This window comes from Shewanella sp. SM32, assembly GCF_025654235.1.
Taxonomy (GTDB): domain Bacteria; phylum Pseudomonadota; class Gammaproteobacteria; order Enterobacterales; family Shewanellaceae; genus Shewanella; species Shewanella oncorhynchi.
This window is the reverse complement of the sequence record NZ_JAKKRO010000052.1, coordinates 18404-35114: the sequence shown is the minus strand read 5'-3', so window position 1 is coordinate 35114 and position 16711 is coordinate 18404. Positions and strand designations below refer to the sequence as shown.

Annotated in this window: 14 protein-coding genes; 9 read left to right on the top strand and 5 right to left on the bottom strand. The window is 46.3% G+C overall.

What is annotated here, in order from left to right; all coding sequences use genetic code 11:
* On the bottom strand, positions 1-173 hold a 173-nt coding region (locus L5M10_RS18045; RefSeq protein ID WP_263179001.1), incomplete at its 3' end, for a transposase.
* Between the two features lie 310 nt (positions 174-483).
* Here L5M10_RS18045 and L5M10_RS18040 point away from each other — a divergent pair.
* The 3 genes from L5M10_RS18040 to L5M10_RS18030 are packed head-to-tail and all read left to right on the top strand — an operon-like array spanning position 484 to position 1790.
* The gene (locus L5M10_RS18040) at positions 484-894 is read left to right on the top strand and encodes a hypothetical protein (protein ID WP_113939830.1); all 411 of its coding nucleotides are present in this window, start codon (positions 484-486) and stop codon (positions 892-894) included.
* A gap of 5 nt (positions 895-899) precedes the next feature.
* Positions 900-1469 (top strand): class I SAM-dependent methyltransferase, encoded by a 570-nt coding sequence (locus L5M10_RS18035; protein WP_263238727.1) that lies wholly within the window; start codon positions 900-902, stop codon positions 1467-1469.
* 30 nt (positions 1470-1499) lie between these two features.
* On the top strand, positions 1500-1790 hold the full coding sequence (locus L5M10_RS18030) for a hypothetical protein (protein ID WP_105250069.1): 291 nt from the start codon (positions 1500-1502) through the stop codon (positions 1788-1790).
* Positions 1791-1872: 82 nt separating this feature from the next.
* Here L5M10_RS18030 and L5M10_RS18025 read toward each other — a convergent pair whose 3' ends face one another.
* From L5M10_RS18025 to L5M10_RS18015, 3 genes are all read right to left on the bottom strand, one after another.
* Positions 1873-2058 carry a cytoplasmic protein gene (locus tag L5M10_RS18025; RefSeq protein ID WP_263238726.1) on the bottom strand — a complete coding sequence of 62 codons (186 nt, stop codon included), beginning with the start codon at positions 2056-2058 and terminating at the stop codon, positions 1873-1875.
* An 86-nt stretch (positions 2059-2144) separates the two neighbouring features.
* A complete protein-coding gene (locus L5M10_RS18020; protein ID WP_263238725.1) occupies positions 2145-3578 on the bottom strand; it encodes a cytochrome C biosynthesis protein in 1434 nt (477 codons plus the stop codon).
* Positions 3579-3853: 275 nt separating this feature from the next.
* Positions 3854-4279 (bottom strand): organic hydroperoxide resistance protein, encoded by a 426-nt coding sequence (locus tag L5M10_RS18015; RefSeq protein WP_198573853.1) that lies wholly within the window; start codon positions 4277-4279, stop codon positions 3854-3856.
* Positions 4280-4418: 139 nt separating this feature from the next.
* Here L5M10_RS18015 and ohrR point away from each other — a divergent pair, with 139 nt between their 5' ends.
* From ohrR to L5M10_RS17990, 5 genes are all read left to right on the top strand, one after another.
* On the top strand, positions 4419-4916 hold the full coding sequence (gene ohrR, locus L5M10_RS18010; protein WP_411569346.1) for a hydroperoxide resistance transcriptional regulator OhrR: 498 nt from the start codon (positions 4419-4421) through the stop codon (positions 4914-4916).
* 137 nt (positions 4917-5053) lie between these two features.
* Positions 5054-6229 carry a glycerol-3-phosphate dehydrogenase/oxidase gene (locus L5M10_RS18005; RefSeq protein ID WP_263255691.1) on the top strand — a complete coding sequence of 392 codons (1176 nt, stop codon included), beginning with the start codon at positions 5054-5056 and terminating at the stop codon, positions 6227-6229.
* A 109-nt stretch (positions 6230-6338) separates the two neighbouring features.
* Positions 6339-7511 (top strand): 23S rRNA (uracil(747)-C(5))-methyltransferase RlmC, encoded by a 1173-nt coding sequence (rlmC, locus tag L5M10_RS18000; RefSeq protein ID WP_263255690.1) that lies wholly within the window; start codon positions 6339-6341, stop codon positions 7509-7511.
* A gap of 200 nt (positions 7512-7711) precedes the next feature.
* Positions 7712-8860 (top strand): chromate efflux transporter, encoded by a 1149-nt coding sequence (gene chrA / locus L5M10_RS17995; protein ID WP_263255689.1) that lies wholly within the window; start codon positions 7712-7714, stop codon positions 8858-8860.
* Between the two features lie 127 nt (positions 8861-8987).
* Positions 8988-10652 (top strand): methyl-accepting chemotaxis protein, encoded by a 1665-nt coding sequence (locus tag L5M10_RS17990; protein ID WP_105250062.1) that lies wholly within the window; start codon positions 8988-8990, stop codon positions 10650-10652.
* 139 nt (positions 10653-10791) lie between these two features.
* On the opposite strand, the gene fdhF is transcribed toward L5M10_RS17990, so the two are convergent.
* On the bottom strand, positions 10792-15057 hold the full coding sequence (gene fdhF / locus L5M10_RS17985) for a formate dehydrogenase subunit alpha (RefSeq protein WP_263255688.1): 4266 nt from the start codon (positions 15055-15057) through the stop codon (positions 10792-10794).
* A 537-nt stretch (positions 15058-15594) separates the two neighbouring features.
* Between fdhF and prfB the strand changes: the two genes are divergently transcribed.
* Positions 15595-16693, top strand: a protein-coding gene (gene prfB, locus L5M10_RS17980; RefSeq protein WP_168824900.1) for a peptide chain release factor 2 whose coding sequence is annotated in 2 segments (ribosomal slippage) — positions 15595-15669 and positions 15671-16693 — 1098 coding nt in all. Because the reading frame shifts where the segments join, the coding sequence is not laid out codon by codon here.
* The last annotated feature ends 18 nt before the right edge of the window (positions 16694-16711 follow it).

The window sequence follows — 16711 nt, the reverse complement described above, 5'->3', positions numbered from 1 at the left end:
GTTAATGTTTTACCTGGCACGGGGCGACCTTCTTTTCTGGCAATATCTCGCCAATGATACAAGGTTTGCACCGCGATGCCTTCTTCCCGAGCGACCTCTGCGACCGTTAAGTTGTGAGGAGGTAATAATTTTTTAAGGATCGCCTCTTTACGTTCTGGTGAATACCGAGCCATATCGTTCTCTTTTGCCGCACCCTGTCTTTAAACATAATGATTATTTAGGGGTGACAACAATCCTGACACAGGGGGTATTGAATGGATTGATTTTAACTTTGTAAAATAAAAATGGCATAAATTATGGCTTTGGTGGTGTGTTTTATCTATTTGTATTTTATAGATATTATAATTTAATCTTGTATATTGAGGGGATGGCTTATTTATTTTTATATATTCTATAAATAATGTTATTTCAAAAGCCTTTATTGTATAAAATTATATTATCATTTTAATTAAATGTTACGCAATTGATTCTTAAGGGGTTGTAATGCACAAACAAGGCATATCAGAAAAACGTTTTTGGTTTCAACGTTTGAGTAAAACCAGTTTAAGAGCATTACATATTTTAGGGATCGTTGGTGTTGGTGGTGGCATTTTATTAGATGTAAATAAAGTGCAATGGTTGAGTTATTGGTATCTCGCGATGACGACGGGCAGCATATTAATGTTATGGGAAATCGTAAGGGATTGGCGCTGGCTGATCCAGCTTAAGGGAGTGTTAACTTTAGTAAAAATAGGCTTGCTTGGCCTGTTTGTGCCGCTGGCTCATTACAAACCTGAGCTGTTAATCGTGATACTTTTTTTGTCAGTGATCGTGTCCCATGGTCCTGCAGGGCTCAGGCATTATTCTATTGTGCATCGTCGGCAAATTGACTCGAAAAAAGAAATTAAGGGCTAATTGATATGTCTGTAACCCATACGTCAACTTTAACGCCTGCTGCGTTAATCACAGAGTTCGCTTGGCCTAATCCATCTGTGTCTAACTTAGCCTTGAGTTGTTTCGATGGACTTAAGGTACTCGATCTCGCTTGCGGTTCTGGGCGTAATGGTTTGTGGTTTTTAGCGCGAGGGGCTGAAGTGACTTTTATCGATCGAGATTTGTCAGCCATGTCACACATTGATCAGGCTAATGCTTACAAATTACAAAGGGATTTAGAAGCTGAGGCTGGACCATTATTGCCGGTAGAAGAGTACGATATTGTCTTAGTATTTAATTATCTGCATCGCCCATTACTGCCACAAATTGCTATGGCGGTTAAGAGCACAGGCCTTATCGTCTATGAAACCTTTACAACGCAACAGGCGCAGATAGGTCGGCCACGCAACCCAGATTTCTTACTTACTGAAAATGAACTCAAATCAGTGTTTGCTAACTGGCAATCTTTACATTACTTTGAAGGTCGATTATGTGATCCGCAGTCCACTCAAAGCAGTTATAAAGCCCAGTTGATTGCGCGAAAACCTACAACGTAAATTTATTGATTGAGACTCAGAGGTCGTAGGATGTTTCCCTATCCAGAGCAATATCGCATTGCAACGCCGCCGTTGACGACCGCCTTTATGGTGGCGTGGGCTTTATTCAGTCACAGCTTATTTTCCGATGCAAATCCTGTCGCACTCTATCCGCTGTTAGCGCTATTTCCCTTGGTGATTGGATTACACTTATATTTGATTTTGTTAGCAAAAGGAATGGGGCGACTCGATCAGTGTTTCTATGCCTTAGTGCATATCCCATTGGCGTTTGTGGTGTGGACATTCACTATTATGCACGTGAATGGTAACGCTTTTTCTTAAATTCGCCTGACGTTTTAGAGAAATAACAAAAAAAAGCGCCCTGATAATCAGAGCGCTTTTTTTGATTTTGTATTGCTAACAATTAGGCCGTGGTATTGATGTTGTGGCCTGCATTGCCTATGGGTTTTGGCGCCGCAGCTGCAATTAAATCTACCGCGATTTGACCTTCGGCTTTTTGCTGCTCTTTGGCTAACTGAGCAACCTTAACGCCAATTGCACCATTTTCTAGATTCGGTGCGATAGCTTGTGTATTCAGTGAAATTGACATAACTAACCTCAATTGTAAGCTGGATCCCTTTATCGGCAAACCCACGGTTAACTTTAGTCGTTACACATGAATTTGCCAATTTGCAATTATTTTGCCTTGGCCGTGAGCAGTTTGCGGCCGATAACAATTATTGCTGTAACGCCTAGCGAGCCTAAAATCAATCCGAGTGCCAGGCTCACATTTTGCAGTGCTGTTGGGTCAATAACCAGTGCGATACCCATACCCAACATCATCACGCCTGACATAAGTTTCAGGGTTTGGCCTTCTTTTTCGGTTAACTTACGTTTGCCTAAGGTCGCACTGAAAACGATAACAATAATAGCTAGCGGGATCACATATACAATATTGTATAAAACCAGATACATATAGCGTTCAATGTCTGGCAGATTGTGCATAGATAGCACACTGGTGTAGATCATTGGGAAGCCTGCGGTGCAAAGTAACTCATAGGCATTGGCGAGGATAGCTAATACGGTAGAACCTATGAGTAACGCGCCTAAGTTACTGGAATTGGATAGTTTCCCCATGCGTTTTATTAGACTCGTACGATTTTCTGCCGACATCGATAGTGTCACTTCTCCCTTAGTAAAGAAGTAATCTTTGATATTGATGACTCCAGCAATCAAAGCTAAACAACCCGCCGCTAAAATGATCATACCGCCATCACTGCCTGCCCCCAGCAGTTGGAAGATGTTTAGCCATGCTGTCATAAACAGGAAATAGATAAAGCCGGAGAAGAATACGAAAATCCCGCCGACGAGTAACATGCGGCTGCGACTCTTGGCATTAACCATTATCGACAGTAAAAATAGCAATACAAAGAAGGCACAAGGGTTAAAAGCATCGACACCTGCGAGCACTAAGGTGAGTAACGGCAGAGACATAGTCTCAGGTGTCACTACTCCCACTAAAGGTAATTCAACGGGTTGAACTTCTGGCTCTGCAACGGGCTCGCTTAAGCTGGTGGCATCACAGGTGCCTTCGCCAGTATCTGTGCCACAAGTGCCAAAGAGCGGTGCATCTGTTTGAGCGCTTGTGGTTGTGCTGGTGGCTCCTTTGGTGGGGAGGTTAGCGTCGCTCAGTTTACCGCCAAGGGATAAATAACAATTCTTCAGTCGATTGACTAAAAATTCACCCGTTACCGCTTCACTTGAATATCCCACAATGGCCTTTTCACAACTTGCCATATAGGGTACTGAGCGTGCTTCAGTACTGGTTTTGGAGGCAATATTTTGCCAAATATCCTGTACGCCGGGATCTGACACCCTATGGGATTCGAGTTCTATCCAAGGGTATTTTTGCGGTAATGAATCAATGAAGGGATGGGCCTCTGCACAGTGCGGACAGGTTTTTGACCAAAAGAAATACAGCTTAATTTTGAGTTCACCCTGAGCATTCACATAATGCCACGTTCGATCCGCTGAGCTTGATGGTGTTGTCTCGGCCCAGCTCGGGATAGAAAAGGCAAAGAGGAATAATAGCGAGCAAAAGAGAGATAATTTCGATAGATATTTTGTCATAGCGCCTCCCACAGAGAGTGGGTTTAAGTATCGTCAAACGGTTCGATTATCTCTTACTCTACTTAAATCAATCATTTTGATTAAATTAGATATTAAGAAGTGTTAGTTAACTCGCGAATAATAATTTTTTGGGAACTGAAACCAGTTTATCTCCCTGTGAAATGGTGTGATGCACACTCACTCTCAGCTTGAGCTGTTATTGGCTAATAAAGAATAAAGCACCCGAGGGTGCTCTATTTCTGACGTTATCAACAGGTGTCGATGATGGGTTATGGTTAGCCTAACGTTACGCCATTTACGCTAAGTTTAACGTCGATATTATTGCGCGTGGCGTTCGAGTACGGACAAACTTGATGTGCATGACGCACTAGGGCTTCTGCGGCTTCTTGCGGTAAATCTAAGCTGACTTCTAAGGTAACCGCTAATGCAAAACCACCGGCGTCATTGGCACCAATCCCAACAACTGCACTGACTGGCGCTTCGGTAATATCCACTTTGCCGATTTTTGCGACGTGCAGAATGGCGTTTGAGAAACAGGCGGCATAACCTGCGGCAAACAGTTGTTCAGGATTCGTGGCGAGACCGCTACCGCCCATGGCTTTTGGATAGGCTAAAGCGACATCCAGTAAACCATCATCAGTGCTGACTTGACCTTGACGACCCGCTTTTGCTGTGGCACGTGTTTCATAAAGTGTTTTCATAGTATTAGACCTTCTGAGGTTAAGGATTAAGTAAATCGATTTAAATTGTGCGCAATTTAATTGTGATAAACTATAGTTCGATCTTTGGTGTGAATGCAAGTATATTGTGCGCAATATATTTAATTTGTCGGATCTTCCTATGGCAACGCTTCAACCCAATACCCGTATTAATCCTGTCGATATGGCCGAAAATACCAGCACAGAGAATGCCTTATGTCTTGAGAATCAAGTGTGCTTCTCACTTTATAGTGCTGCAAATGCTATGGTGCGTGCCTATCGCCCTTTGTTGGACAAATTAGATCTAACCTATCCGCAGTACTTAGTCATGCTAGTGCTATGGGAAGAGCAGGGAATTAGTGTCAAAACCTTAGGCGATAAACTTTTCCTCGATTCAGGCACGTTAACGCCATTGCTGAAGCGGCTAGAATCTAAAGGATTAGTGACTCGTGGTCGTAGCGAGCAGGATGAACGCGTGAGAGTGCTGGCCTTAACGCCAGCGGGGCTTGCCCTCAAAACACAGGCAAGTGAAATTCCCCATTTGATGCGCTGTAAAGTCGGCGGCGAGGCGAGCGAACTAAAAGCCTTAAAGACTATGTGCGATCAAGCACTTAAGCAATTACATGCCAGTATTGATTAAACACTTATCGTCAAGATTTGATCTAAGATTAACTTATTGACATATTAACGCTTATTAGCGGTTCGACTGAGTGTAATGGGTTGTATGCTTGAGGCTCAGCGGGTCAGTCGTCTATTGAAGGTTAGCGAGAGTAAGTTATGGCCTGTTTCGATGTAGCCATTATTGGCGGTGGGATCAGCGGTGTCGGCATTGCCCAATATGCGGCGGCAGCGGGCTATTCCACCTTGCTGATTGAAAAGGGCGAAATTGGCGGCCAAACCTCAGCGAATTCCAGCAAGCTTATCCACGGTGGTTTACGCTATTTAGAAACCGGGCAAATTAATTTAGTCCGTAAGTCATTGCTTGAAAGGCGACATTTACTCAATCTTGCGCCATCACTTGTTAAAGCTGTGCCCTTTTATATTCCCGTGTACGACAACAGTCAGCGCAGTCCTTGGACCATTCGCGCTGGACTGAGTATGTATGCACTGCTGAGTGAATTTGATCCTTTAGGCCAATTTGTGTCAGTACCTGCCGTGCATTGGCATCGTTTCAAGGGATTAAAACTCTCTGGATTAAAAGCCGTATTTCAGTACTGGGATGCGCAGACCGACGATAAATTGCTCACTCAAGCGGTGGCGCGCAGCGCGCAGGCACTGGGCGCTGAAGTCTATGCCGAGGCTGAATTTCTTGAGTTGGAACACAAGCGCGAGACCTGTGAGCTGAGTTTTAGCCACAGGGGCGAAATCCATAAAGCCGAGGCGAAGCTTGTGATTAATGCTGCAGGTCCTTGGGTAAATGCTGTTTTAAGCAAAGTCTTGCCCCCACTTGCGGGTGTTGAACTCGATTGGGTGCAAGGCGCCCATGTGTTACTGGATATTCCTGCGCCCGATGGTATCTTGTACTTAGAGTCATGCTTCGATAAACGGGTAATATTTGTGATGCCTTGGTATGGTCAAACCTTAGTCGGCACCACAGAAACTGAATTAACCTCTTTAGATAAGCCGCCCCAAGCGACCGAGTCTGAAATTAATTATCTGCTGGGGATCTACAAACATTATTTCCCACTAACGCCGGAGATTGATGAGCTTAAGGCTTTAATTACCCAAACCTTCTGCGGTATTCGGGTCTTGCCTAAGCAAAATAGCCAAGCCTTTGAGCGACCGCGAGATACCTTAATGCAAACATCAATTTCCCATCCGCGAATACTCAGTTTATATGGCGGTAAGTTAACGACGTTTCGCAGTACCTCAGCCGAAGTGCTTGAATGGATTGAAAAGGCCATAGGTAAGCGGCAGTCTATTGCTGATGTTGATAAACTCGCCCTATCTTGAGTGCGCCGTGAATTATGCACTTGATGCTGATTTGAATATGCTTCAAGGTGATTTTTACCTGTAAAACCGCTACAGTGTGGCGCTTTTTTACTGATATCTAGGATCTGCCGTGAATGCTGCTATTGTAAATACCGCCAAGCAATGTGGTTATTTTAACCAAGGTCAGTGCCTTTCTTGCCGGCATATACAACAGCCTATGGTGCAGCAAGTGGCGGTTAAGACTCAAACTTTACAGCAACTACTCGCGCCTTTTATCCCAGCTAATTTACCCGATATTTTTCAGCCGCCGGTAATTGGCGAGGACAGCGGCTTTCGTAATAAAGCTAAAATGGTAGCCTTAGGCGCCGCCCATGCGCCTGTGCTGGGGATTATGAGCCCAAGTGGCGAGGCGGTAGATCTTTGTGACTGCCTTTTATATCCATCTGATATGCAAGATTTATTACATCGCTTAACACGCTTTGTGCAGCAGGCTGGACTTCCTCCTTATCGGGTAGATAGAGCCAAGGGTGAACTTAAATTTATTCTGCTGACCCGCAGTCAAGTGCGTGGTGAATATCTACTGCGGTTTGTACTGCGGTCCACCAATAGTATCGAACGTATCGAACGTGAATTACCTGCATTATTAGCTGAATATCCGCAAATAAAAGTGGTGTCAGTCAATATCCAACCGGTTCATATGGCAATACTTGAGGGTGATGAAGAGATTTTTTTAACTGAGAATACTAGGCTTGAAGAACGTTTTAATCATGTGCCTTTGTTCATTCGGCCTAAGAGCTTTTTCCAAACCAATCCACACGTTGCGGCGCAGTTATATCAAACGGCCCGTGAATGGGTTGCCGAGTTTTCACCTCATTCGTTATGGGATCTCTTCTGTGGTGTAGGCGGTTTCGGACTGCACTGTGCATCCAAAGACATTACCCTCACAGGGATTGAAATTGAAGCTGAAGCGATTGCCTGCGCGCAAATGTCAGCGCAAATGATGGGGCTCGAAAACGTACAATTTATGGCGCTCGATTCCACCGACTTTGCTAAGGGTAAAAGCGCTGCCGATAAGCCGGATTTGATCATAGTTAATCCGCCGAGGCGCGGTATTGGCGAGGCGCTATGCCAGTCTTTAAGCGAGTTTGCCCCTAAGGCCATTCTCTATTCAAGCTGTAATCCGCAAACCTTAGCGAAAGATCTCGAACATATTCAAGGCTATCACTTAACCAAAGTGCGGCTATTTGATTTATTCCCCCACACGGATCATTTTGAAGTCTTAGCTATGTTGGTGAAGGATTAATCTTTTAGCTCCTCAATGTCCCACTAAGCATTTGTACTTATTCGTTTTACGATTCTTCAAATCCGCTCAAACAATCTTAAGGGCTCTGCTGTGTGGAGCCCTTTGATAAGCTTTATCTGCGCTGCTCGCGTGAAACTTCATCAAAGTGTCTTTTTAGTGGCATAATCTTCAGCACTTTATGCATTGATGGACGGCGATTTATGCTACAGATTTTCCTACGCTTTTTTACCTTGGGCTTGATGAGTTTTGGCGGACCTGCGGCGCACATTGGTTATTTTCGCCAGACCTTCGTAAATGAACTCGGTTGGCTCGATGATAAGCGTTACGCCAGTCTGGTTGCCTTAAGCCAATTTATGCCGGGGCCAGGGTCGAGCCAAGTGGGCTTTGCCATTGGTTACCAAAGAGGCGGGCTTGTTGGCGCGCTTGTTGCTTTTGCCGGTTTTACACTACCTTCCTTTATTTTGATGTACTTACTGGCGGTAACAACGTCGGCCTGGCTCGCCAATCATTATGTTCAAGGGATGATTTATGGGCTTAAGTTAATGGCCGTCGTTGTGGTTGCCGATGCCGTTCTCGCCATGTTTAAACAGTTCTGCCAACGCAAATCCGCACGCCTATTAATGTTAGTCAGTACTGCCGCAATTTTGATTGCGCCATCTATGTGGACGCAAATCCTTTTGTTACTTGGCGCCGCCACTATCGGCATCTATAAATTGAGTGCAAGCCAAGATGACACAGTAGCGCTGGCACCGATTCGATTGAATTACTTCTATTTGTTGCTCTTTTTCGTGTTGCTCATCGGCAGTTTTTTTATCGTGGATTTAGGCTCTGAAGCTTGGATCTTCGGTGAGTTTTATCGCGTAGGGAGCTTAGTATTTGGTGGTGGTCATGTTGTGCTACCTCTGTTGGAAACTGCGGTGGGTGATACCATAGGTGGCGATCGTTTTCTGACAGGTTATGCCTTTGCCCAAGCAGTGCCAGGACCTATGTTTACCTTTGCGACCTTTTTAGGCGCTGAAGTGATGTTAGATAAGCCCTTCATGGGAGCTTGCATCGCAACCGCAGCCATTTTCTTACCCGGTTTTTTACTCATGCTGGTGGGGTTGAAAAGTTGGCATGCGATTGCCGCAAGACCAAAAATTGCTGGCGCGATAGCGGGAGTGAATGCCTGTGTTGTTGGCTTACTTGCCGCAGCACTTTATCAACCCGTGTTTTCTCAGGCGGTATTCTCAGGTAAAGATATGGCCTTGGTATTGCTCGGTTTTGGTGCATTAAAGCTATTTAAACCACCCATGCTGGTGCTGGTTTTAGGCTTTAGTGTATGTGGTGTGCTGCTTAATATGCTTTGAACTGAGTCGTTATTAATCGAATGTTTATTGAGCAAGATTAAGATTTTGTTACTTTAAGCGCATAGAAATACAACAATCTTAGCTATACTCCGAAGATACAAGTTGTAATCCTTTGGAGCATTCAAGTATGTCTAAGTTGAGTTTGCGCAATAAATTATTATTGCTATCGCTGTTTCCTTTGATCCTCGCATTATTGGTGTTGATGTCGGTTTCTTATTATGTTGAGCAAGATGCGCTTGCCGATGAGGTGGTTACCTTTAGATCTAAGCTCGTCGGTGAACGTAAACAACAAATTAAAGAAGCTACCGAAATTGCCGCTGGTATAGTGAATTACCAATTATCGTTAAAAGAACAAGGGAATGTGAATCAAGCGCTAAGAGACATACGTTTTGGCAGTGCGGGTTATTTCTTCATGTATGACTCTCAAGGGAAAAATATTTTTCATGCCCTCATACCGAGTTTAGAAGGGCAAAATAAAATGGATATGACAGATCCTCGCGGCACTAAAATTATCGTCGGTCTGCTCGATGCCGCTAAACGTGGCGATGGTAGTTTTTCCTATTACTATCAAAAACCTAATACTAATGAACAGATTGAAAAAATCAGTTACGCCATGATGATCCCTGGTACTGACTGGATGTTAGGTACTGGGGCATATATCGATGATATTGAAGCTGTTGTTGAAGATTATCGCGAGACAGTGACTGAGCAAATGGCTGAAAAATCCTTCGCGATTTTGCTGATAGCGCTTTTCCTTACGGGTATTACTGGCTTTATCATTATGATTGCCGCCCACCGTATGGTCGTGCCAATCAAGAATATGGCCGATAACTTAAATGATATTGCTAAGGGCGAAGGGGATTTAACCAAACGACTTACCGTAAAAGGTGAAGACGAAATTGCCCAACTTGGGCGCTCCTTTAACCTTTTTGTCGATAAACTTCAGCATATTATCGGCGATGTTGCGACTGCGACGGCTAAAGTAAAAACGGCAGCCAATGCGATTCATGATCAAACTAAAGTCATGTCGAGCCAGTTGGTGAGTCATAACAATGAAACCGATCAGGTGGTGACTGCAATCACTGAGATGTCCTCCACTGCGAACGAAGTGGCTAAGAATACCACTCAAGTAGCCGAAGCGACTCACGCTGCTACTGGTGATGTGGCAAATGCTCAGCGCTGTGTTGATGCTTCGCTTGAGGAGATTGCGTCTTTAATGTCGCAAATCAACAATGCGGCAGGCAGTATAAAATCACTCAGCGAGCAATCGCAGAAGATCAACAGCGTGCTTTCTGTCATTGGCGGTATTGCCGAGCAAACTAACCTATTGGCATTGAACGCCGCCATCGAAGCGGCCCGTGCTGGTGAACAGGGTCGTGGATTTGCTGTGGTCGCCGACGAGGTGCGTAATTTAGCCAGTCGAACTCAAGCCAGCACGTTAGAAATCAACGAGATGTTATCGGCACTGCATAAGCTAGTGACCCAAGCCGTGAAAGCCATGGAAGAGAGTCAGCAAAGCTGTGTACGTTCGGTGGATTCTTCTCGCACGATTTCCGATAGTTTAGGCTCAGTCACTTCAGCGGTAACGGCTATTAATGATATGAGTACCCAAATTGCGGCCGCGGCGACAGAGCAAAGCTCAGTAACCGAAGAAATTAACCGTAACGTGTATGCTATCCAAGAGATTGTAAACGAGCTGCTTCATTCCAGCGAAGATGCCGCTAGGATAAGTATGACAGTCTCGGAAGAAGGCATTAACTTGGGCAAGTTAGTGGGCCAGTTTAAGATTTAATGGGACAGTTTAAGATTTAATTGCAGCAATCTTGATTAAAAACGGGAGACTTAAGGTCTCCCGTTTTATTTGGCTTATTTATCTTTTTGAAGAGCACTTAATTCATTTACTTTAGTCAATCCAGCCTAGTCAGTTCATTCTAATCAATTTTCTCGGCAACCCGTTCAACCCTTACCGAGCAGACCTTATATTCAGGGATAAAAGCGACAGGATCGAGCGCATTGATGGTGAGTTTATTCGCCGCAGCTTCCACAAAGTGGAAGGGCAGGAATAGCACGCCAGCTTGGGCTCTTTTCGTCACAAAAGCGTCGATTTCAATTTCACCGCGACGGGTAGTAAGTTTTATTTTATCGCCATTGCCTATGCCGAGTTGCTCGGCGTCATAGACTGAAATCATTACCTTAGGCGAGCCGAGTAAGTCGAGTCCGGCCGTTTTACGGGTTAAGGTGCCTGTGTGGAACTGTTCCAGTAAACGTCCGGTCGAGAGGGTGAGCGGGTACTCACTGCAGGGCATTTCTGCGGGTAAGCGATAACTCACTGGCGTGAACTTACCTAAACCGCGGGTGAATTGGCCTTGGTGCATAATGGGAGTACCTGGATGAGCTTCATCTGGGCAAGGCCATTGAATACCTTGGGGAATTTTACCGTCAACTCCAGTGCTTAATCGCTGCCAAGTAATGCCGCGATATTGTGGTGTCAGCTCATTGATTTCCTGCCAAATCGCTTCTTCATTAGGGTAATCCCAAGCGGCACCCATCGCATTGGCAATGGCTTGGACAATTTGCCAATCGGGCAGGGCTTCACCTGGCGGTAGCAGGGCCTGTTCGAGTCGCTGCACTCGTCGTTCAGTATTAGTGAAATGACCGCGTTTTTCGACAAAGGCTGCGGCGGGCAGAACCACGTTGGCAAGCTCGGCGGTTTCGGTGAGGAAGATGTCCTGCACCACTAAAAAGTCGATTGCATTAAGCGCCCTAAGCACATGGGCTTGATCTGGGTCGCTTAATACGGGGTTTTCGCCCATCACATACAACGCCTTGATTTTCCCTTTGGAAATATCATGCATCATATGGGTGGCGGTTACGCCAATTTCTCCCGATAACGGCGTTTGCCAATGTGCCTCGAAACGCATTCTGGCGTGAATGTCGGTGACTTTTTGATAACCACTGAAGAAGTTAGGCAGTGCGCCCATGTCACAGGCACCTTGCACATTACTTTGTCCCCGCAGTGGATTAATCCCCGCTCCTTCAACCCCAATATTGCCGCACAGAAGTTGTAGATTAGATATGGCGGTAACATTGTCGTGTCCCGTCGTGTGCTGGGTAATGCCCATAGCATAGTAGACTGCGGTTTTGTCGGCAGTGCCTATGGTGCGTGCGATGCGGGCGATATCTTCGGCTTTAACGCCGGTTATCAAGGCTGCATTTTCTAGGCTGTAATCTACTTTTTTGAGTTCAGCATAGAGAGCATCCACGCCTTCGGTGCGTGCGGCAATGTAGCTTTTATCCTGCCAGTCATTACGGATGATTTCCGCCATAATCACATTGAGTAGCATGACGTCTGTGCCGGGTCTGTGGGCGACATAAAGCTGTGCACTGTCGGCAATGGCGACACGTTTAGGGTCGGCCACCATTAGTCTCGCGCCATGTAAAGCCACGGCTTGCTTAATTTTCGAGGCGATGATCGGGTGAGCACTGCTGGTGTCTGAGCCTATGATAAAAATCACATCCGATGCTTGAATGCTCGGAATGTCATTGGTCATGGCACCACTGCCGATACTTTGCTGTAGCCCTGTGACTGTGGATGAATGGCACAGACGGGCGCAATGGTCGATGTTATTGGTGCCGAGTATGCTTCTGACAAATTTTTGCAGGAGGAAGTTTTCTTCATTGGTGGCTTTTGCCGAGGCCAAGCTTGCCAGTGCATTGCTGCCATGTTGCTGTTTTATTTGCTGTAAATGTTCGGCCACATAGGCGATGGCTTCAGGCCAACTACTTGGCGTGAGCTGGCCATTTTTACGAATGAGTGGCGTGGTGAGGCGTTTTTCACTGTGAATAAAATCGAAACCAAACCGGCCTTTCACACACAACATGCCTTGGTTTACCACAGACTCTTCATTGCCCTCGATATGACGGATCTGATTCGTGCTGGTATCGATTTTAAGGTCAAGCCGACAGCCTACGCCGCAATAGGTACAAATCGTTGATGTGGTTTTGAGTGGCGTTTCATCGCCTTGGCGTTTATCCCGCGCATCGACGAGTGCACCCGTTGGGCAAACCTGCACACAGTTGCCGCATTGCACACATTTGCTGTCGGCCATGCTAGCGCTAAAGCCGACTCTCGGTGCGCGGCGCGTGGCGGTTTCACTTATATCTTGCGGCAGCGCTTGATAGGAATCATGGGCAAATTGAATCGCACAATGGCCACTCTGCAACTGGCACACATCAACGCACTTACCGCAGCTAATACAACGATTTGCATCAAATTGAATGAACGGACTCGATTTATCGACCGAAAACTTACGCACGCTTTGAGTGCTGAGTGACTTAGGTTCGACATGGTAGTCGGTCGCATAGTCCCTTAATTTACAATCCGTATTGGCTTGGCAGGCGCATTCGAGGCAGCGAGCAGCTTCTTGCATGGCGGCATCGGGAGCAAAGCCTAGCTCGACTTCGCCGTAATTGAGTAAACGTTGCACCGCGTTCAATTCGGGCATGGTTAAACGGGCTTTACGTGCGACAGAGGGGTAGAGTTCGGTAGTTGGCAAGCCTTGTTTTATTGTGTTACCGACTGCTTTTGATGAATTAAATTCAGTGGCATGCAGCTCGCAACTTAGGCCTTGTTTGAGCAATTTATCTATGGCAATTGCGGCTTTATTGCCGTCGCCTATGGCGGCGACTGCGGTAGCAGGGCCGCGGCGTGCATCCCCCACCACAAAGAGTTTTTCAACCCCGGACGACATAGTGTGCTCGCAGCCAATAAAGGTATTCCAGCGGCTGAGAGCGAGTTCACCATTGCTTAAGTGGCTCGCGGGATCTTGCATAAAACTCATGTCGGGAGTTTGTGATACTGCGGCTATCACAGTGTCGAAATCTTGAGTAAAGGTTTCACCAGTATCAACGGGAGCGCGTCTGCCAGAGGCATCGGCTTCGCCGAGTGCCATCTTAGCGAAGGTGACTGAATGGACTCTACCTTGCACATCGCTATGGTTTTCAAGCGGATTGGTTAAAAAATGAAACTTCACCCCTTCGACTTCGGCCTCATGTACCTCGTAAGCTTCGGCGGGCATTTCGGCGCGGGTGCGACGGTAAATTAGGGTGACATCGCAGCCTTCACGCACTGCTGTGCGGGCGCAATCAATAGCGGTATTGCCACCACCAATGACAGCGACTTTTTTGCCCAGTACGAGTGTCTTGTCGAGACAATGATCTTTTAAGTAATCGACACCTAAGTAGCAACCCGCGAGTGTGCTGCCGGGATAATCCATAGGCACAGCTTTTTGGGCGCCAATGGCGAGACAGACGGCATCAAAATCTTCAACTAATTGATTTAAATGTATCTCGTGACCGAGACGTGTTTCTGTGTGTATGGTTAAGCCATTGCGGCACAGGAGTGCGATCTCCTTGTCTAGTATCGCCTTAGGTAAACGATACTCAGGAATACCATAACGTAGCCAACCACCCGCCTGTGGCATAGATTCGAATACCTCTACGCTATGACCTTGGTTTGATAAGTAATATCCGGCACTTAACCCAGCTGGACCCGCACCGATAATGGCAACTTTTTTGCCCGTGTCGGTTTGGCGTGGCGGCACATAACTCATGCCCCCATTTTCGCCATCTGCTAAGTCGAGATCGGCGGCGTGGCGTTTTAATTGGCGTATGGCAATGGGCTCATCGACGAGTCCGCGGCGACATTGTGCTTCACAAAAAGCAGGGCAAACACGGCCAATGGAGAGTGGCAGCGGCAAAGTTTGTTTAATGACTTTAACGGCTTCAGTATGGTTGCCTTGGGCTATGTGATACAGGTAACTCTGCACATCGACGCCCGCTGGGCATGCTTGTTGGCAGGGGGCTTCGCAATCAGCAAAATGATCGCTCAAGATCTCAGTCAGCGCTTGTTTGCGTTTTTGACTTAAGAATTCAGACTGAGTTATGACTCGCATGCCGACTGTGGCGGACGTTTCACAGGCGCGTACGCAGCGCAAACTGGCGTCGGAATTCTCAATCTGGACGACACACAAATTGCAGGCTTGCTTGTCTGCATGCTCGTGAACGCCTAATTGCTGCGAGGCTGCGCTGGGATCACATAAGCTGGGTATTGCTATGCCAGCAGCATGCGCCACTTGCAGTAGGTTATCGGTCGGATTAACCGACAACACTTGGTCATCAATTCGAAGTTCTATCATCCCATGGCCTTTTTATATGTAGGGTGCTTAGCTGCTATAGCGCGGGGCTGCAGGCTTAGGTTGTTTCGAGTATACCTAGACAGCTTTAGAAGACGCTTATGGGCGAGTGAAGTTTGCTGCAAAATTGCAGCTTGAATCACAAACCCGCCCAGACTGTGCGCTGGTGAATGTTTGTTCTAATTTAGTCGTGATAGGGGTGGCGTTATCAGGCCTTTTTAGTTGTGTTTCCTTTGATATTATGGGGATTTTTTAGGCAGGAGAGCGCTTGTGTGTCAGCCATTGGCCTCTCGCATAGCACTATCTTGGCTAAATTTAAGTAAGATCACAGTCTTAACTCATTGCTTTTTGTTAGTCTCGGCTTTAGTGCTGTGGTCTTTTAGCTTGGAAAATAATCCTTGTTATCCCATTTAATGAACAGTGCACCTCTAGGTTTACCAGTCTGGTTAGGTTAAAATGCGCGGTTGCAAATACTGTTAATCACTGCCCCTTTTAGTGGAAGATCAATTAAAGCGGCCAAATAAAGAAAGTTGAAAACTCATGTTTGAAGTTAATCCAGTAAAATTCAAAATTAAGGAGCTTGCCGAGCGCACGGAGCTTCTTAGGGGGTATCTTTGACTACGATGCCAAAAATGAGCGTCTAGAAGAAGTTACCCGTGAGCTTGAAAGTTCAGAAGTGTGGAACGACCCAGAGCGCGCCCAAGCCTTAGGCAAAGAGCGCGCCAGCCTAGAAGCTGTGGTCAAAACCATAGACGATATGGACTCAGGTCTTGAAGATGTTGAAGGCTTACTCGAGCTGGCTATTGAAGAGGAAGACGAAGATACCTTCAATGAAACCAGTAAAGAGCTGGATTATCTCGAAAGCCGCCTTGCCGATCTTGAATTCCGTCGTATGTTCTCCGGCCCGCAAGATGCGTCAAACTGTTATTTAGACATTCAGTCTGGTAGTGGTGGTACCGAAGCCCAAGATTGGGCCAACATGGTGCTGCGTATGTACCTACGTTGGGGCGAAGCCCATGGCTTTAGCCCTGAGTTGATGGAGGTGACCGATGGTGACGTGGCCGGTATTAAAGGCGCAACCATTAAGTTTACTGGCGAATATGCGTTCGGTTGGTTACGCACTGAGACTGGCGTGCACCGTTTAGTACGTAAGTCGCCATTCGATTCATCGGGTCGTCGTCATACATCATTCTGCTCTGTGTTCGTTTATCCAGAAATCGATGATGATATTACGATTGATATCAACCCATCGGATCTACGTATTGATACTTACCGCGCATCGGGCGCGGGTGGTCAGCACGTTAACAAAACGGAATCGGCGATTCGTATTACCCACTTACCGACGAATACCGTTGTGCAGTGCCAGAACGACCGTTCACAGCATAAAAATAAAGATGCTGCGATGAAGCAGCTGAAAGCAAAACTGTTTGAGTTAGAAATGCTCAAGCAAAATGCCGACAAACAGGCCGCAGAAGACGCTAAGTCTGATATCGGCTGGGGCAGTCAAATTCGCTCTTATGTATTAGACGATGCCCGCATTAAAGACTTACGCACAGGCGTTGAAACCCGCAATACTCAAGCGGTACTCGATGGCGATCTGGATAAGTTTATCGAAGCCAGTTTGAAATCTGGGCTGTAATTAATTCAAGGTATAGAC